Origin of the sequence: Klebsiella sp. K4 (assembly GCF_014596785.2) — a bacterium.
GTDB classification, from domain to species: Bacteria; Pseudomonadota; Gammaproteobacteria; order Enterobacterales; family Enterobacteriaceae; genus Klebsiella; species Klebsiella pneumoniae.
On the sequence record NZ_CP115021.1, the window covers coordinates 1167534 to 1184877 of the forward strand.

The 17344-nt window shown below is 49.8% G+C and carries 24 protein-coding genes and 2 pseudogenes; 22 read left to right on the top strand and 4 right to left on the bottom strand.

Going from position 1 to position 17344, the window contains the following annotated elements; genetic code table 11:
* Both IB144_RS05800 and IB144_RS05805 read left to right on the top strand, forming a co-directional pair.
* On the top strand, window positions 1-582 hold the full coding sequence (locus IB144_RS05800; RefSeq protein ID WP_001369944.1) for a hypothetical protein: 582 nt from the start codon (window positions 1-3) through the stop codon (window positions 580-582).
* Window positions 560-931, top strand: a complete 372-nt coding sequence (locus IB144_RS05805; protein WP_001555843.1) for an ASCH domain-containing protein — start codon at window positions 560-562, stop codon at window positions 929-931. The genes IB144_RS05800 and IB144_RS05805 overlap by 23 nt, the downstream gene beginning before the upstream one ends.
* Here the strand turns inward: IB144_RS05805 and IB144_RS05810 are convergent.
* Complete coding sequence (locus tag IB144_RS05810; protein ID WP_000904469.1) at window positions 926-1471, bottom strand: ATP-binding protein; 546 nt, start codon at window positions 1469-1471, stop codon at window positions 926-928. The two genes, IB144_RS05805 and IB144_RS05810, sit on opposite strands and share 6 nt — an antisense overlap.
* 65 nt (window positions 1472-1536) lie before the next feature.
* Between IB144_RS05810 and IB144_RS05815 the strand changes: the two genes are divergently transcribed.
* Window positions 1537-1914 (top strand): ASCH domain-containing protein, encoded by a 378-nt coding sequence (locus IB144_RS05815; RefSeq protein ID WP_072042792.1) that lies wholly within the window; start codon window positions 1537-1539, stop codon window positions 1912-1914.
* An 11-nt stretch (window positions 1915-1925) separates the two neighbouring features.
* A complete protein-coding gene (locus IB144_RS05820; RefSeq protein WP_040149917.1) occupies window positions 1926-2717 on the top strand; it encodes a putative phage abortive infection protein in 792 nt (263 codons plus the stop codon).
* Here the strand turns inward: IB144_RS05820 and IB144_RS05825 are convergent.
* Both IB144_RS05825 and IB144_RS05830 read right to left on the bottom strand, forming a co-directional pair.
* On the bottom strand, window positions 2714-3757 hold the full coding sequence (locus IB144_RS05825; RefSeq protein ID WP_040149918.1) for a phage portal protein: 1044 nt from the start codon (window positions 3755-3757) through the stop codon (window positions 2714-2716). The genes IB144_RS05820 and IB144_RS05825 overlap by 4 nt on opposite strands.
* A complete protein-coding gene (locus IB144_RS05830) occupies window positions 3757-5523 on the bottom strand; it encodes a terminase ATPase subunit family protein (protein WP_031591583.1) in 1767 nt (588 codons plus the stop codon). Before IB144_RS05830 ends, IB144_RS05825 begins: the two co-directional genes overlap by 1 nt.
* Window positions 5524-5665: 142 nt before the next feature.
* On the opposite strand from IB144_RS05830, the gene IB144_RS05835 reads away from it, so the two are divergent.
* The 18 genes and pseudogenes from IB144_RS05835 (at window position 5666) to IB144_RS05920 (ending at window position 17168) form a co-directional block, all read left to right on the top strand.
* On the top strand, window positions 5666-6499 hold the full coding sequence (locus IB144_RS05835) for a GPO family capsid scaffolding protein (protein WP_002895967.1): 834 nt from the start codon (window positions 5666-5668) through the stop codon (window positions 6497-6499).
* A 16-nt stretch (window positions 6500-6515) separates the two neighbouring features.
* A pseudogene (locus IB144_RS05840) lies at window positions 6516-7574 on the top strand (phage major capsid protein, P2 family).
* Window positions 7575-7577: 3 nt separating this feature from the next.
* Complete coding sequence (locus tag IB144_RS05845) at window positions 7578-8228, top strand: terminase endonuclease subunit (protein WP_000059191.1); 651 nt, start codon at window positions 7578-7580, stop codon at window positions 8226-8228.
* Between the two features lie 95 nt (window positions 8229-8323).
* Window positions 8324-8788 (top strand): head completion/stabilization protein, encoded by a 465-nt coding sequence (locus tag IB144_RS05850; RefSeq protein WP_002896151.1) that lies wholly within the window; start codon window positions 8324-8326, stop codon window positions 8786-8788.
* Window positions 8788-8991, top strand: a complete 204-nt coding sequence (locus IB144_RS05855; RefSeq protein ID WP_031591593.1) for a tail protein X — start codon at window positions 8788-8790, stop codon at window positions 8989-8991. Before IB144_RS05850 ends, IB144_RS05855 begins: the two co-directional genes overlap by 1 nt.
* 3 nt (window positions 8992-8994) lie before the next feature.
* Complete coding sequence (locus IB144_RS05860; RefSeq protein WP_000171568.1) at window positions 8995-9210, top strand: HP1 family phage holin; 216 nt, start codon at window positions 8995-8997, stop codon at window positions 9208-9210.
* A complete protein-coding gene (locus IB144_RS05865; RefSeq protein WP_031591597.1) occupies window positions 9191-9706 on the top strand; it encodes a lysozyme in 516 nt (171 codons plus the stop codon). Before IB144_RS05860 ends, IB144_RS05865 begins: the two co-directional genes overlap by 20 nt.
* The gene (gene lysB / locus IB144_RS05870) at window positions 9703-10131 is read left to right on the top strand and encodes an Rz-like lysis system protein LysB (RefSeq protein ID WP_031591599.1); all 429 of its coding nucleotides are present in this window, start codon (window positions 9703-9705) and stop codon (window positions 10129-10131) included. Before IB144_RS05865 ends, lysB begins: the two co-directional genes overlap by 4 nt.
* Window positions 10016-10264 (top strand): Rz1-like lysis system protein LysC, encoded by a 249-nt coding sequence (gene lysC / locus IB144_RS05875; protein ID WP_223168837.1) that lies wholly within the window; start codon window positions 10016-10018, stop codon window positions 10262-10264. The genes lysB and lysC overlap by 116 nt, the downstream gene beginning before the upstream one ends.
* Entirely contained in the window at window positions 10227-10658 is a 432-nt protein-coding gene (locus tag IB144_RS05880) for a phage tail protein (protein ID WP_001039947.1), read from the top strand. The genes lysC and IB144_RS05880 overlap by 38 nt, the downstream gene beginning before the upstream one ends.
* Complete coding sequence (locus IB144_RS05885; RefSeq protein ID WP_031591600.1) at window positions 10651-11115, top strand: phage virion morphogenesis protein; 465 nt, start codon at window positions 10651-10653, stop codon at window positions 11113-11115. Before IB144_RS05880 ends, IB144_RS05885 begins: the two co-directional genes overlap by 8 nt.
* Window positions 11116-11202: 87 nt before the next feature.
* Complete coding sequence (locus IB144_RS05890) at window positions 11203-12714, top strand: hypothetical protein (RefSeq protein ID WP_031591601.1); 1512 nt, start codon at window positions 11203-11205, stop codon at window positions 12712-12714.
* A gap of 126 nt (window positions 12715-12840) precedes the next feature.
* Window positions 12841-13419, top strand: coding sequence for a phage baseplate assembly protein V (locus IB144_RS05895; protein ID WP_031591602.1), 579 nt, complete (start codon window positions 12841-12843; stop codon window positions 13417-13419).
* On the top strand, window positions 13416-13775 hold the full coding sequence (locus tag IB144_RS05900) for a GPW/gp25 family protein (protein ID WP_031591604.1): 360 nt from the start codon (window positions 13416-13418) through the stop codon (window positions 13773-13775). The genes IB144_RS05895 and IB144_RS05900 overlap by 4 nt, the downstream gene beginning before the upstream one ends.
* Window positions 13762-14670, top strand: coding sequence for a baseplate assembly protein (locus tag IB144_RS05905; RefSeq protein ID WP_031591606.1), 909 nt, complete (start codon window positions 13762-13764; stop codon window positions 14668-14670). Before IB144_RS05900 ends, IB144_RS05905 begins: the two co-directional genes overlap by 14 nt.
* Entirely contained in the window at window positions 14663-15268 is a 606-nt protein-coding gene (locus tag IB144_RS05910) for a phage tail protein I (RefSeq protein WP_001086836.1), read from the top strand. The genes IB144_RS05905 and IB144_RS05910 overlap by 8 nt, the downstream gene beginning before the upstream one ends.
* Window positions 15265-16986, top strand: a complete 1722-nt coding sequence (locus IB144_RS05915; RefSeq protein WP_064114837.1) for a phage tail protein — start codon at window positions 15265-15267, stop codon at window positions 16984-16986. The genes IB144_RS05910 and IB144_RS05915 overlap by 4 nt, the downstream gene beginning before the upstream one ends.
* Window positions 16986-17168: a hypothetical protein gene (locus IB144_RS05920; protein ID WP_052454900.1), complete on the top strand. Its 183-nt coding sequence runs from the start codon at window positions 16986-16988 to the stop codon at window positions 17166-17168. Before IB144_RS05915 ends, IB144_RS05920 begins: the two co-directional genes overlap by 1 nt.
* Here the strand turns inward: IB144_RS05920 and IB144_RS05925 are convergent.
* Window positions 17149-17334: pseudogene (locus IB144_RS05925) on the bottom strand (tail fiber assembly protein); the annotation flags it as partial. The gene IB144_RS05920 and the pseudogene IB144_RS05925 overlap by 20 nt on opposite strands.
* Window positions 17335-17344: the final 10 nt, after the last annotated feature.

Sequence of the window (17344 nt, forward strand, 5' to 3'; positions counted from 1 at the left end):
ATGAGCTATGCTAATTATCCCTTAGTCAAATTGCAGGGGAGAAATTATTTATTAAGTATTTATCCTGCATGGCATACACGTCTTTTCCCTGAGTCAAAACTCCACAATGAGAGTGCTGGTATCATCGCTGATATATCACATACCAACAGTATTGAAAAAGTATACTTAACAAAAATGCATGGGGTAGCCAGCCTAAAGCCTGGAGATAATTTGCTTATTTATCGTACTTCAGATGGACAAGGTCCAGCTCGGTTTAGATCTGTTGCAACTTCAGTGTGTGTGGTTCAGGAAATTAAAGATATTCACGATTTCTTAACTTATGAGGAATTTAAGAATTACTGTGAACCTTATAGCGTTTTTGATGAGGATGAGTTACAGCTTCTATATATGAAAAAAAATTATCCGATAATTATACGGTTTACTTATAATTTCCCTTTGGAAAAAAGAGTTATTCGTGATGAAATCATGAATATTACAGGTTATACCAATAGTGATTATTGGGGTTTTTTACCACTAACTGATTCAGCATTTAAGCAGATTGTCTTACAGGGAGGTGTTGATGAAAGTTTTATTATCGATTAAGCCAGAGTATGCAGAGAGTATACTTTCTGGTAAAAAAAAATATGAGTTTCGGAAAAATATTTTTAGAAATAAAAATGTTGATACGATAGTTATTTACGCAACGATGCCGGTTGGCAAAGTAATAGGTGAATTTAAAGTAGGAGATATTCTTGCTCTATCCCCTTCAGAATTGTGGGATAAAACGAAAGCTCATGCAGGAATTACACATTCTTTTTTTAAAGATTATTTCCACCAAAGAGAAAAGGCTTTTGCTATTTCCATCAAAAGCCCTAAAAGATATAAATTCCCTGTCGACTTAAATGAGTTGATTCCCGGCGGCGTCGCCCCACAGTCTTATCGTTATTTATAATGTTGTCTGGGCATGTTTCTTAACCATGCCCAGTTTTTCTAGGGCAATAGATAAATCGTTTGTTGTTGGGGATTCTAAGATAATTAATGGTACATTGATTTTATTTGTAACATATTTTGCGTTTTCTCTTTCAGCTTCCATCAGCTTATTTAAATCATAAGTAATATCACTCCCATCTCGTTTCATTATTCGTTCTCTAATTGTATCGGGAGACTCCTCAACTAAAATTACTCCATCTAGCCCCATTTCCTCAAATACTTCTTGCTTGAGAACTTCAATATCTCCATTTTTATTTATTAAGGTAAAATGACCATCCAATAAAATATTGGATACCTTTGACTTTAATGCATTAAGTGCCGTAAGTAATATTGATTGGTTTTTATCAGGTGTGGCCGTTAACTTACTGTTATCAAATTTAATATTAGAATTATTTTTTATAAGTTCGCTTGCGCTTACATGAGTTACCCCGAAATCATCTTTTGCAAATGAACACAAGTAACCTTTGCCTACACCATGAACACCTGCTATGAAAATTAACATAGTATTACCTCCGTTTATTTATTTATGTTAGAATGTTATAGACTTAGCATAGTAGAGGATAGAGCATGAAGTTTCAAGCTATATCGATTTTGACTCCAGCGGTAGAAAATATTATAAATGGTTCTAAATCTATCGAAATACGGTCGTGGTATCCTGAAACGATACCATTAAAAAACGTCATTCTTGTTCAGAATGATAAATATCTTAAAAATCAAAGCGATATAGATCATGGGGTGGCTATGGCTATTGTCGATTTTGTTTCAGTTAGAAATTGGTCATATGAGGATTACTTAAAACAAAACCAAGAAACAACTCTTAATAAGTCTTGGTCTCCAGGTTATTATGTGTGGGAAATTGAAAATGTTAGAACTTTAAAAAAATCTATTCCTTGTGTGGCGAGGAAAGGTATTTATACAATAGATTTAAATATGGATTATATATAAGGTATTGTGAGATGTGTGGTGCCATTCTTCGAAATATTAAGCGTTATGCCATTATTTATTCACTATTGTTTTTGGCTTTCATTTTAATGCTGATAGTGTTTGTTAGCTATGTTTGTAAATTTGGCATGTATTCATGGAGTGATTCCGTAGAGAAATGGGGACAGTTTGGCGATTATATTGGTGGTGTACTGAATCCTGCTCTGGCCTTTATCTCTATCATGCTTGTTTGTTTCACACTATATTCTACATCTAGGCAGTCATCTATTCAGTCATTCGAGTCTGTGTTATTTGAGTTACTAAGATTTCATAAAGATAACTTATCAGAAATTAAAACAACGTATTCAGATGGAAAAATGTATGTAGGACGGGAGGCTCTTTCATTATACATTACCGAAGTGAAGTTTAACCTACTTAATATTGTGGATGATTCACTTCCTTTGGATGAAAGGTTAGAGCTTTCAGTTAATATGGTTTATCTGGAAGGTGACAATTTTGCGAATGTGGGACATTATTTCAGGAATATTTACCATATTTTTAAACATATCAACGACTCTAACTATTTGACTGAGAAAGAAAAAACCAAGTATGCGAAATTAGTTAGAGCACAAATATCTTCTATAGAATCTGGAGCGATGCTATTAAATGGTTTTTCATCGGTAGGAAAGCCTGCCAAAAAATTTATTGAAAAATATTCTCTCCTTCAGGGGTTTAGTTTAAGTAAGGAATTCAAGCAGCAATTACATGATTTAGGTGCCTTAAAATTATACGATGACGTTGCTTATGAGGATAAAAAAGGGCATTAAATGCCCTTATCTTGGTCAAGGATGTAGTCATTAAATGACACAATATTTTGATTTATCCAAGTGTTTAGCTCAATTAGTCTTTTCTGCAAAGGAACCAACTCATTTCTGACAAAAACCTTCGCGGCTTTTTCCACATCCCCAAACCCTCCAACATTATTAGGCATAATCCCCATCATTTGCGGCGGCACGCGGTGCGCAGCCATCATGTCATCACGGCTCACGTTCTTGATATTCAGAAACTCATCCTTCGCCGCAACTTCTGACAAAGGGATGATCTGAAGGCCGTCCTTTTTGCCGTTAGGCGAGTACATAAACAGGTTGCGGAAGTTGCCTGGACCTTTGGCGCTTTTCATTGCGTTGCGGAGGTTGTTCACATCTTCCTGGTTCTGCGCGGCATCGGTCATGTACATGATGAAGCCTGCATGGCTGCCATTGATGTAATACTTACGGCGGAACAGCGTGGCGGACTCGTTGAGCAGGGCTGACGGAATGGCAGAAAGATAACCTGGCAGGCCGTAGATCTCCTGGTTGATGTCCGGTTCCATCAGATGAAAAATGCTGCCTTTCGTGAACTGATACGGCTGGGTTGTCATACCGTATTGCACAAACCAGTAGGTATCCAGGTCTAACCCGCGTCGGGTGTATTTTGCCAGAGCAGGCTCAAGGGCGATAACATCACCGAAGCGGTTAGTGCGTTTCTCCAGGTAGGCGTTACCAAAAACCAGATAGTCCTGCACAAAACGTGAAAAAGCCTGCTGGCTGAGCAGCGGGTGAGGGATATAGGTGCTGGTCAGAATATTGCACTTTACTGCAATCGGTGAGCTGTGATGCACGGCGGCGCGGAAGGTTCGCGCCAGTCCGTCAAAACTCACTGGCGGCTCATACCAGTGATCTGTCTGTACGCATTCCACATAGTCCAGTAGTTCGCGGCGATCCAGTACTGGAATGGGATCGCCGAAGCTGAATGCTTCGGCTGAAGTCTGGCTTTTATGCTGGGTCTGGTTCTGCGACGCAGCGCGGTTCTTCTTACTCTTTCCCATCAAAAAATCTCCACAATATTACTGGTATTGGCGGACTCGCCCTGCAGTGGTTCGTTAAACAGTGCGTGCATTGTTGCCCACGCCAGATCGGCGTGGCTGGTTTCTTCGCTGCGGCTGGCTTCATACGTCGGGCGGTTGCCACTGGCGGTGGTGGCGCGACGGATTGCCATGAATGACTGCGCAATGTCGGTGTGCCCGGCGTCAAACTCCAGACGGCGGTGGCTGATAATGTCGTAGGCCTTGAGTACCAGAGCGTTTTTAACGTTGGGGTTGTAGACAAACTCCCGGACGGCAGGAAAAAACGCTTTCACGTTCTCGTAAACCCCGTGACCGACGCCGGTTGAGTCGATACCGATGTATGTCACGTTGTACTGTTCAGTCAGTTTTTTGATGGCGTCAGCCTGGGCGCGGAAGTCCATCCCGCGCCACTGGTGACGCTCAAGAATGCGAAACTTACCGCCCGGCACGGCTGGCGGTGCCACCACCACGCACCCGGCGCTGTCGCCGTTTTGCGTACCTTTTGCCGGGTCATAACCGATCCACACTTCGCGCCAGCCAAACGGGCGCAGGGCCAGTGCATGAAAGTCGGTCCAGACTTCCCAGCTGTCCACCATGCACGCCTGCAGCTCGCTGAGCGGAAACACGGACGCGAGATCGTCCACAAACTCGCACATCAGCAGGTTCTGGTATTCGTCCGGGCTGTACTCCATGCGCAACTGGTCGAGATCGAACAGGTTACATCCGCCGCGCACAGCATCTTCCACGGTGACTATCTGGCGGTATTGCCCGTCTGCGCACAGCAGGCCGGGGGCCAGATTGCTGTGGGACAGGTCGATGTCCACCTTATCGGCTTTGTTGCGCCCACGGTTGAACAGCGCACCGGACCAGAACGGATAAGCACTGTGTGTCAGGCTGGATGGTGTGGAAAAATAGGTTTGTCGCCATTTTTTGTGAATAGCCATACCGGAAGCCACTTTGCGCAGCTCCTGGAATTTCGGTATCCAGAAATATTCATCCAGATACAGGTTGCCGTGGTAACTCTGGGCCGTGCGGGCATTGGTGCCGAGGAAGTAAAGCGTAGCCCCGTTGGGAAGCACCATCGGATCGCCTTTCAGCTCCACTTCCACTTCTTTGGCGAAGTCGATGATGTACTGTTTAAAGACGTGGGCCTGTGCCTTACTGGCGGAAAGGAAAATCTGGTTACGTCCGGTAAGCAGGGCGTCAATCAGGGCTTCACGGGCAAAGTAAAAGGTCGCGCCGATCTGGCGTGACTTCAGCAGGTTGCGGATGCGGTTGGTTTTTCCGGCTTCCCACCAGTGGCGCTGGTAGTTGAACATGGAGGAATGGAAGATTTCTTCCAGCTTCGCAATCTGTTCATCGGTGAAAACGTTCTTTTCCGGCTGACGACGCGGGCCTTTGTTGCGGTTGGCGACGTTAGGGTTTAAGTCGGCTTCGTTGCCGCCATTGTTAAACTTGCCGATCCGCGCGTGGCGCTCCGACTGGCGCGCCAGCAGGTCAATCTCTTTGAAATCTTTCCCTTCTTTGTGCTCCTTCATGATGAGCTGGCAGTAGCGTGCGGCGGTGGTGAGCTGCATCTGATCCAGCGGCCCATAGTCACCCCACTTGTCGCGTTTCTTCCAGCTGTGAACGGTTGCAACTTTCTCGCCCAGCATTTCAGCAATGCGGGCTACGCGATATCCCTGAAAGTACAGCAGCATGGCCTGCCGACGGGGATCGAGATCTGCGGATGTCAGTGTGGTGTTCATGGCACAAACCTACAGCCTTGAATGAAGGCTTTCTCCGCCTGCGGTTTGTGTGGTTGTCGGTACAAATACCGCGCATTGTTTCACTGCCCTCATCACCGCAACCATAAGGCTCCAGTAAGTTTTTTCTAACGGAGCACGGCTCATGACAGTGAAAGCAAAGCGTTTTCGCATCGGGGTGGAAGGTGCCACCACCGACGGACGCGAAATCCAGCGTGAATGGCTGGAACAGATGGCAGCCAGCTACAACCCGGCAGTGTATACCGCGCTGATTAATCTTGAGCACATCAAGTCTTATCTGCCGGACAGCACCTTTAACCGCTACGGCAAGGTAACGGCGCTGTTTGCTGAAGAAATCACGGAAGGTCCGCTGGCAGGCAAGATGGCGCTGTATGCCGACGTTGAGCCAACGGAGTCCCTGGTGGAACTGGTGAAAAAAGGCCAGAAATTATTCACTTCTATGGAAGTCAGCCCGAAGTTCGCTGATACGGGCAAAGCCTACCTGGTTGGCCTGGCTGCCACTGATGATCCAGCCAGTCTGGGTACGGAAATGCTGACATTCAGCGCCAGTGCAGCCCATAACCCGCTGGCAAACCGCAAGCAGAATCCCGCCAATCTCTTTACCGCCGCAGAGGAAACGGTGATCGAACTGGAAGAAATCCAGGAGGACAAGCCGTCCCTGTTTGCCCGCGTCACGGCGCTGTTCACCAAAAAAGAGCAGTCCGACGATGCCCGGTTCTCTGATGTGCATAAGGCCGTGGAGCTGGTCGCCACTGAGCAGCAAAACCTGAGCGCACGCACCGAAAAATCCCTGTCTGAGCAGGAAGAACGCCTGTCTGAGCTGGAGACAGCCCTGCAGGCACAACAGGCCGCCTTTAACGAACTGGTGGACAAGCTGAGCCATGAGGACTGCCGCCAGGACTACCGCCAGCGTGCAACAGGCGGTAACGCCCCCGCTGACACTCTGACCAATTGCTGATGGAGCATAAAACCCGATGAAGAAGAATACCCGCTTTGCTTTTAACGCTTACCTGCAGCAGCTGGCGCGTCTGAACGGTGTGGCAGTTGAAGAACTGTCCAGCAAGTTCACCGTGGAGCCGTCTGTACAGCAGACGCTGGAAGACCAGATCCAGCAGTCCGCCGCTTTCCTGACGCTGATTAACGTCACGCCAGTGACTGAGCAGTCCGGTCAGCTGCTGGGGCTGGGTGTTGGCAGCACCATTGCCTGAACCACTGACACCACCGCGAAAGAGCGTGAACCTGTCGATCCGACGCTGATGGTCGATGTGGAATACAAATGCGAACAGACCAACTTTGACACGGTGCTGACCTACGCGAAGCTGGACCTGTGGGCGAAGTTTCAGGATTTCCAGGTGCGTATCCGTAACGCCATCGTGAAACGTCAGGCACTGGACCGCATCATGATCGGCTTTAACGGCGTGAAGCGTGCGAAAACCTCCAACCGTAGCGAAAACCCGCTGCTGCAGGATGTGAACAAAGGCTGGCTGCAGAAAATCCGTGAGGATGCACCGGATCACGTCATGGGCAGCACCACCACGGGCGGTGAAACCACACCGGGTGCGGTGAAAGTCGGTAAAGGTGGCGAATATGCCAACCTGGACGCCGTGGTGATGGATGCCGTTAATGAGCTTATCGACGTGGTCTACCAGGACGATGACGATCTGGTGGTGATTTGCGGTCGTGAACTGCTGTCTGACAAGTATTTCCCGCTGGTCAACAAAGAGCAGGAAAACAGTGAAAAACTGGCAGCCGAGATGATTATCAGTCAGAAACGCATGGGCGGTCTGCAGGCCGTGCGTGCGCCGTTCTTCCCGCCGAATGCGCTGCTGATCACCCGTCTGGATAACCTGTCCATCTACTGGCAGGAAGACACCCGCCGCCGTTCAGTTATCGACAACCCGAAACGTGACCGGATTGAAAACTTTGAATCTGTTAACGAAGCCTATGTGGTTGAGGACTACCGCTGCGCCGCACTGGTGGAAAACATCCAGATTGGCGATTTCAGCGCCGCCGCAGCAGAAGCCGGAGCGTAACCTATGAGCCTGAGTCCCGCACGGCAGCATCGCCTGCGCGTTCAGGCTGAACAGGCCGCCCGTGAAGGCGGCAGTGTTCGCCACGCGTCGGGCTATGACCTGATGCTGCTGCAACTGGCGGAAGACCGCCGCCGTCTCAAGGGCGTTCAGTCCACGGTGAAAAAAGCGGAAATAAAGGTGGAGCTGCTGCCGAAATATGCCGCCTGGGCGGAGGGCGTCCTGGCTGCCGGAGGCGCTCAACAGGATGACGTGCTGATGTACGTGATGCTGTGGCGCATTGATGCCGGAGATTATGCCGGGGCGCTGGAGATCGGGCGTCATGCCCTGCGTCATGGCTGGGTGATGCCGCTGGGTAACCGCAACGTGCAGACCGTGCTGGCAGAGGAAATGGCAGATGCAGCCCAGAGCGCAATGCTTGCCGCCACCGGCTTTGATGCCGATCTGTTGCTGCAGACGCTTGAGCTGACAGACGGTCTGGATATGCCGGACCAGTCACGGGCGCGTCTGCATAAAGCGATTGGCGCTGTCCTGAGTGAAAGCAATCCGGCTTCCGCCCTTAATCATCTCAACCATGCGTTACAGCTCGATCCCCGCTGTGGCGTGAAAAAAGACAAACAGCAGCTGGAGCGCAGACTGCGCAATGACAGCCGCTGACAGAACGTGCACCCGCGCACGGGCGGCACGGGGTGGCGAAAGGCACCGCCACATCAAAACCCCGTCCACCGCCCTCTATTTCAGGAGAAAGCAGCATGAAGTTTGTTGCGCCAGAACAGGCACCGGAACAGGCGGAAATCATCAGAAATACGCCGTTCTGGCCTGATGTGGACCTGTCGGAGTTTCGCAGCGTGATGCGCACTGACGGCACGGTGACGCAGCCGCGTTTAAAGCAGGTTGCGCTGTCGGCAATTTCGGAGGTCAACGCAGAGCTGTACGAGTTTCGCAGACGCCAGCAGATGCTGGGGTATGCCTCGCTGGCAGAGGTTCCGGCAGAACAGCTGGACGGGAAAAGTGAGCGCATTCAGCACTATTTCAACGCGGTTTACTGCTGGGCACGCGCCATGCTCAACGAACGATACCAGGACTATGACGCCACGGCATCCGGTGTGAAGCGCGGCGAAGAACTGGCAGAAGCCAGCGGTGATTTGTGGCGTGACGCCCGCTGGGCCGTCAGCCGGGTGCAGGATGCGCCGCACTGCACAGTGGAGCTTATCTGATGAAAGTACGTGCGCATCAGTATGACACGGTGGACGCGCTTTGCTGGCGTCATTACGGGCGTACACAGGGTGTCACGGAGCAGGTACTGAAGGCAAATCCGGGGCTTGCCGAACACGGCCCCTTTTTACCTCACGGGCTGCAGGTGGAGCTGCCGGACATTCCGACCACCACCACCGTGCAGACCGTCCAGCTATGGGACTGAATTATGACGCTTGAGCGAATCAGCGCCTTTATCACGTATTGCATCGCCGTCGTGCTGGCCTGGCTGGGCGATTTGTCCATCAAGGATGCCTCAACGCTGGGGGGCCTGATGATTGGTGTGCTGATGCTGGCTATCAACTGGTACTACAAACACAAAGCCTACCAGCTTCTGCGCGACGGGCAGATCTCGCGGGAGGATTATGAATCCATTAATCGTTAAACGCTGCCTTGTCGGGGCCGTGCTGGCTATTGCTGCCACGCTGCCGGGTTTTCAGCAGCTTCACACCTCCGTGGAGGGGCTGAAACTGATTGCCGATTACGAAGGCTGTCGTCTGCAGCCGTATCAGTGCAGCGCGGGTGTCTGGACCGACGGCATTGGTAATACGTCGGGCGTCATTCCCGGCAAAACCATTACGGAACGACAGGCAGCAGAAGGGCTGATCTCCAACGTGCTACGTGTGGAGCGGGTGCTGGAAAGGTGTGTGAAGCAACAGCCGCCGCAGAAGGTGTATGACGCGGTGGTGTCGTTTGCCTTCAACGTGGGAACGGACAATGCCTGCAGTTCCACGCTGGTGAAATTGCTCAACCAGCGGCGCTGGGCGGATGCGTGCCGACAGTTGCCGCGCTGGGTTTATGTTAAAGGTGTGTTTAATCAGGGGCTGGATAACCGCCGTGCGCGGGAGATGGCCTGGTGCCTTAAAGGCGCTGGACTATGACGCGTGCGCTGGCAGTAGTGGTGGCACTGGCACTCGTTGCGCTGGGCTGGCAGTCGTGGCGGCTTAACAGCGCCAGCCACACCATCGAAACGCAGCGCGCGGCGCTGAAAAGTAAAGCGCAGGAACTGACGAAGAAAAACAGCCAGCTGATCGGTCTATCCATTCTGGCTGAAACCAACAACCGGGAGCAGGCGCGGCTCTACGCCGAAGCAGAACAGACCAGTGCACTGCTGAGACAACGACAACGCCGGATCGAGGAACTGAAACGTGAGAACGAGGATTTACACCGCTGGGCTGATACTCCTTTGCCTGCTGACATTATCCGGCTGCGGGAACGTCCGGCACTTACCGGAGGTGCAGCTTACCGTCAGTGGTTGTCCGCGAGTGACGCCGTGTCGGCTGGAGCAGGCAGCGCCGCGCACTAACGGTGATCTGAACGCATTGCTGGATGAAACGGAGGCCGCCTGGGCGGTCTGTGCAGACAAAGTGGACATGATTATTGCGTGTCAGGAGCGAAACAGTGAACAAACCACAGTCCCTGCGCCACGCCCTCAATAAAGCAGTGCCTTATGTCCGCAATAACCCGGACAAACTGCATCTGTTTGTGGATAACGGTTCGCTGGTTGCCACGGGGGCCAGCTCCATGTCATGGGAGTACCGCTATACCCTGAACGTGGTGATAGAGGATTTCAGCGGCGACCAAAATTTGCTGATGGCCCCGGTTTTACTGTGGCTGCGGGATAACCAGCCCGATGCCATCAATAACCCGGCGTTACGGGAAAAGCTATTCACCTTTGAGGTGGATATTCTGCGCAACGATGTCTGTGATATCAGCCTTAACCTGCAACTGACGGAACGTGTGCTGGTCAGCACTAACGGCAGTGTGTCGAGCGTTGAAGCTATAGCGGAACCTGATGAACCTGAAGAAATGTGGACGGTGAAACGTGGCTGAACTGCAGAAAGTGGACGACTGGCTGAGTGCCTTGCTGGCGAATCTGGAACCAGCCGCCAGAAGCCGCATGATGCGCCAGCTGGCGCAGGAACTGCGCCGGACACAGCAGCAGAATATCAGGATGCAACGCAATCCTGATGGCAGCAGCTATGAACCGAGGCGAGTAACAGCACGCAGTAAAAAAGGCCGCATCAAACGGCAGATGTTTACAAAACTTCGCACCACAAAATACCTGAAAACCGCCGCCAGCGCGGATTCTGCCAGCGTACAGTTTGAAGGTAAGGTGCAGCGCATTGCCCGCGTTCACCATTACGGCCTGCGTGATCGCGTCAGTCGAAAAGGACCGGAGGTCCGTTATGCAGAGCGTCGTTTGTTAGGCATTGCTGAAAAAGAACAAAGTTTTATATTTTACACATTAATCAGTTGGTTACAGGAAAAGGGAGGGTTGCATAAGTGAGTTTATTTTACTTCAATGAAAATATAAAATCTGCTATATATAAAAGCATTTGTTATAATGATATGATTTTCTTAAGGATAGGATGTTATGCGCCCCAAAATTGGTGATTTTGAATTTGGTGAGGTTTATGGAGAGAATGAGGTATTATTTCTCGATAATTACTCGAAATATTTTTATGATATAAATAATTCATTAAGTAAACTTGATAGAAAAAATAAAATGCTCGTAATTGGCAGGAAGGGGACGGGTAAGACATTGCTTGTTAATGTCTACTGTAACGCCAAGCGAAAAAATAATTATATTGCAGTTGTGGAATCATTAAAAGATTTTGTTTTTCATGAACTTACTCACTTTCAGGGGCAGGATGTGTCTTCCACAAAATATGTACCAATTTTCAAGTGGATGATATTGGTCAATCTTGCTAAGAATATTGTAAGTAATAAAAAAGGATTTAGTGAGGATAAAATAGTTCATTTGGAAAGTTTTTTACGTTCTTTTGGCCATGTCGCGGGCGAGTTAAGGCCTGAGCAAACAGTTGAAATAACTAGGGAGTACCAAACGTCGGGTGAGGTTGGTATCGGATTTAGATTCCCAGTATTACGTGGTGAAGCCAAAGCAAAAGGTGGTGAGGTCGAGAAAACAAAAGAAACAAAAAAGAATTATTTGGAATGTATGGAATCTTTGCAGTGTTTTATTGTTGACATGCTAAAAGAGAGTAATAAAAAAATATATGTATTTTATGATGAGTTAGATGATAAGTTTGATGCAACAGTTGAATATAAAAATGCAATGATAAGTTTTTTAAATGCTGTTGTGTCAATTAATAAAACTCTAATGCAAAATAAAATAGATGCTAAAATTGGTGCAGTTATTCGTCATGATATAATAAATACTTTTTCATCGCCGAATATTAATAAAATCATTGAAGATAACTCTGTTACACTTGATTGGTGTTCTGCTGGAGAGCGAGCAAGTGATTCTGAGATTTTTGATATGATTGCTTTTAAGATCAAAAACTCCACTGATTATTATAATGATTTAAATGGTTCTAATTTGTTCGGGAAAATTTTCACTGAGAGAGTTGCAGGTGAGCATAGCTCTATTTATATTTTACATAGAACTCTAGGTCGCCCAAGAGATGCCGTTAGGATGCTAACTTATATTCAAGATGAATATGGAGAAAATACTGAAAGATTTGAAAGTTCCATGTTTACAAAGATTTCTAAAAAATACTCATCTTATCTTTTACGTGAAATTAGATCTGAGCTTGCGGGACATTTAAGTGATTCAGAAATAGATGACAGTTTTTCTCTTTTACGTTCAGTAAAAAAAAGAGGTTTCACTCCACATTTAATCAAGGAAAAATTTGAAGAATTGAAGTTAGGAGATGGTACATTAACGCTTAATAAAATACTGAGTTGTTTATTTAAAGTCGGTGCTATCGGGAATGTACTCAGGAGATCTAAAACAGATGGCGGAGATGTTTATTTGTGGTCATTTAATGATGAAGATTTAGAAATGGACCCAACGTTGAATTTTGAAATACACTGTGGTTTGTGGGATGCACTAGGAATTATCAAGCCTAAACTTAGGCAATAATAAAAACGCCCTTTAATAGGGCGTTTTTATTTAAAGTTGTCATTCTTTCTTTAAATTATCATTGTGCCAAATCTCTTACAATTCTAAATAGATGAATTAGTCTTTGTTCTGTTTGATAATTTGGAAATGAATACACAACTGACCGAAATCATGCGCCTTATCACCAATCTGATCCGCACTGGTGTAGTCACCGAAGTGGACCGGGAAAACTGGCTTTGCCGGGTGAAAACGGGCGACCTTGAAACCAACTGGATTAACTGGCTGACGCTGCGTGCCGGGAATGCCCGCACATGGTGGAAACCATCGGAAGGTGAGCAGGTGGTGCTGCTGAGTCTGGGCGGAAATCTTGAAACCGCGTTTGCGCTGCCCGCCATCTATTCGAATCAGTTCGCACCACCGTCGAAGTCGGCGGACGCCTGCGTGACAGAACATCCTGACGGTGGCTGGTTTGAATACGAACCCGCCACCGGGCGCTGGTATGTCAGGGGCATCAAATCCATGGTCATTGAGGCTGTCGACAACATCACCATGAAAACCAGTGAGTTTGTACTGGAGGCTGACCGCACGCGCATTAACAGCGAAGTGGTGATCAATGGTGGCGTTACCCAGGGCGGCGGAGCGATGAGTTCTAACGGGATTGTGGTTGATGCGCATCAGCATACAGGCGTCCTGAAAGGCGGCGACACAACCGGAGGTCCGGTATGACGCTTTATAGCGGGATGAACAATACCAGCGGCAAAGCCATTACTGATATTGACCATCTGCGCCAGTCGGTGCGGGACATTCTGCTGACACCGCAGGGTAGCCGTATTGCCCGTCGTGAATATGGTTCCCTGCTGTCGACACTGATAGACCAGCCACAAAATCCGGCATTACGCCTGCAGGTCATGTCGGCAGTGTATGTGGCGCTGAGTCGCTGGGAGCCACGGCTGACGCTGGATTCCATCACCATCAACAGCAATTTTGACGGTTCAATGGTGGTGGAGCTGACCGGGCGGCGTAATAACGGTGTGCCTGTTTCCCTTTCCGTATCAACAGGAGCAGAGAATGGCAGTGATTGACCTTTCGCAGTTGCCTGCGCCGCAGATTGTGGATGTGCCGGACTTTGAGACGCTGCTTGCCGAACGCAAGGCCGAATTTGTTGCGCTTCATCCGAAAGATGAGCAGGAAGCAGTGATCCGCACGCTGGAACTGGAATCTGAACCCGTCACCAAATTGCTGCAGGAGAACGCTTATCGTGAGTTGCTTCTGCGCCAGCGCATTAACGAAGCCGCGCAGGCGGTGATGGCGGCTTATGCCATAGGGAGTGATCTGGACCAGCTCGCTGCCAATTACAATGTGAAACGCCTGACGGTGACGCCTGCTGATAATGACGCTGTGCCGCCCGTTGCAGCTGTGATGGAAAGCGATGAAGCGTTACGCCTGCGTGTGCCTGCAGCCTTTGAAGGGCTTTCAGTTGCGGGGCCAACTGCAGCTTATGAATTTCATGCCCGAAGCGCCGACGGTCGGGTGGCGGATGCCAGTGCAACCAGTCCGGCACCTGCAGAGGTGGTACTGACTGTCCTGAGCCGTGAAGGCGACGGAACAGCAGAAAAAGACTTGCTGGATGTGGTGGAGAAAGCCCTGAACAGTGAGAACGTCCGCCCGGTGGCTGACCGTCTGACGGTTCGCAGCGCAGAAATCATCCCGTACCGTGTGGAAGCCACCATTTTTCTTTATCCGGGACCGGAAGCAGAGCCGGTAATGGCAGCGGCAAAAGTCAGCCTGCAGAGGTACATCGCCAGTCAGACGCGGCTCGGTCGGGATATTCGCCGTAGTGCTATTTTTGCCGCGCTGCATGTTGAGGGTGTTCAACGTGTGGAACTGGCTTCTCCGCTGGCGGATGTGGTTCTGAACAAAACGCAGGCGGCATCATGTACGCAGTGGAGCGTGACCAACGGAGGAACGGATGAATAGTCTGCTGCCACCGGGTTCAACTTCACTGGAGCGACGACTGGCGCAAACCTGCAGTGGGATTTCTGATCTGCAGGTGCCGCTGCGTGACTTGTGGAATCCGGCAACCTGTCCGGTCAGTTTCCTGCCTTATCTCGCCTGGGCGTTCTCTGTGGATCGCTGGGATGAGGGCTGGACAGAAAGCGTCAAGCGCCAGGTGGTGAAGGATGCTTTTTATATTCATCAGCATAAAGGGACCACCAGTGCCGTGCGGCGGGTGGTGGAGCCGTTCGGCTTTCTGATCCGTATTATTGAGTGGTGGCAGACCGGAGAAACACCAGGCACGTTTCGCCTGGATATCGGCGTGCAGGACCAGGGCATCACTGAAGATACCTATCTGGAACTTGAGCGGCTGATAAGCGATGCCAAACCATGTAGCCGTCACATGATCGGCATGTCCATCAATCTGCAGACCAGCGGTCCGCATTGGGTGGGGGCCGCCAGCTATCTTGGCGAAGAAATCACGATCTATCCGTATATCAACGAAACAATTATTTCTGGCGGCACCGCGCATGAAGGCGGGGCGGTCCATGTTATTGACACAATGAGAGTGAATCCATGAGCACAAAATTTTATACCCTGCTGACGGATATTGGCGCGGCGAAACTTGCCAGCGCCGCCGCGCTCGGTGTGCCGCTAAAAATTACCCATATGGCGGTCGGCGATGGCGGCGGAGTATTGCCAACGCCAGACTCAAAGCAGACTGCACTGGTAAATGAGAAACGCCGGGCTGCGCTGAATATGCTCTATATCGACCCGCAGAACAGCAGTCAGATTATTGCCGAACAGGTGATCCCTGAAAACGAGGGCGGTTGGTGGATACGTGAAGTGGGCTTGTTTGATGAGTCCGGGGCATTGATTGCCGTGGGCAACTGCCCGGAAAGCTATAAGCCGCAACTGGCTGAAGGTAGCGGGCGCACTCAGACCGTGCGCATGGTGCTGATTACCAGCAGCACGGACAATATCACCCTGATAATCGACCCTGCTGTAGTGCTGGCAACCCGCAAGTATGTGGATGACAAGGCACTTGAGCTGAAGGTATACGCGGATGATCAGATGGCAAAACATCTTGCCGCACCGGACCCGCATTCACAGTATGCACCCAAAGAAAGTCCGACGTTTACCGGGACACCCAAAGCGCCAACGCCAGCAGCAGGGAATAACACCACGCAGATTGCGACCACCGAGTTTGTTCAGGCGGCTCTGACGGCTCTTATTAATGGTGCGCCAGCCACGCTGGACACGCTGAAAGAAATAGCCGCAGCCATTAACAATGATCCGAAATTCAGTACCACCATTAACAATGCGCTGGCACTGAAAGCGCCGCTGTCGAGTCCGACACTCACCGGAACGCCAACCGCACCTACTGCGGCACAGTCGGTCAACAATACACAAATTGCCACAACGGCATTTGTGAAATCGGCGATTGCGGCAATGGTGGGTTCTGCACCTGCGGCACTGGATACACTGAACGAACTGGCGGCGGCGCTGGGGAATGACCCGAACTTTGCCACGACAATGCTTAATGCACTGGCAGGTAAACAACCGCTGGACAATACGCTGACTAATTTGAGTGGAAAGGATGTAACTGGTCTTCTCACATACCTTGGTTTGGGAGATGCGAGCGGATACGTTGGTAGGCTGCTAAAAATACAGGTATTCACTGCCAGCGGGACAGTGACAAAAACGCCAGGCGCAAAAAAATGGCGAATTAAATGTCTCGGGGCGGGGGCCGGTAGTTCAGCTGCACCGGCAACGGGTAGTAACGAGGTTTCCGTGAGTAACGGGGGCGGCGCAGGGGCATATGCTGAGGGCATTTATGACGTATCGTCAATAACAACGGCGTCAGTCGTCATCGGTTCCGGCGGTGCAGGAGGAACGGCGGGTTCAATATACGGCGCTGACGGCGGAGCTAGCTCAGTTGGTTCGTTTATTTCATCGCCCGGCGGGAAAGCTGGATTACCCGCCGGCCCGGCAACCCCACCATTTCAGCCCGTGGCCAATAATAACAGCGATAGCCCGACTGGGTGGAATATTGTCGGCTCATCTGGAGCAGGGGCAGAACCAGCCGTAGCTGTTGCAAATAGCTATGCCGCTGGCTCGCGTGGTTCAAATAGTATATTTGGGGTAGGCGGATCGATTCCTGCAATTAATAGCCCGGCAAATCCCGGTGGGGGCTATGGTTCTGGAGCATCCGGCTGTTCGAATGGCCCATCCCAATCAGCTAAATCAGGCGCAGCGGGACGCCCGGGAATCGTAATCATTGAGGAGCTGGCATAATGAGTAATTATGCGCTAGTTAAAAATGGCGTCGTTGAAAATGTTGTTGTATGGGATGGCACTGGAGGCATTTTCTATGATTATATTACTGTGAATATTGACGGCATATCGGCTGGTATCGACTGGACATATGACGGAGAGGCATTTGCCCCTCCGCCAGAAATTACTCCGCAGGGGGTGTAGGCCACTCAATATCGGGAGCTTTTGATGTATCAATCCGCATCAGCAGCACCCGGTATTTTTTCCATTCAGATAAGGCGGCGGCTTCTTCCGTCGTCGCTATCCCCGCATCAACAGCATCCTGTCTCCACGATATTTCATCATCAGCAGCTGATTTTAAGGTCGATTTCTGGTAATGA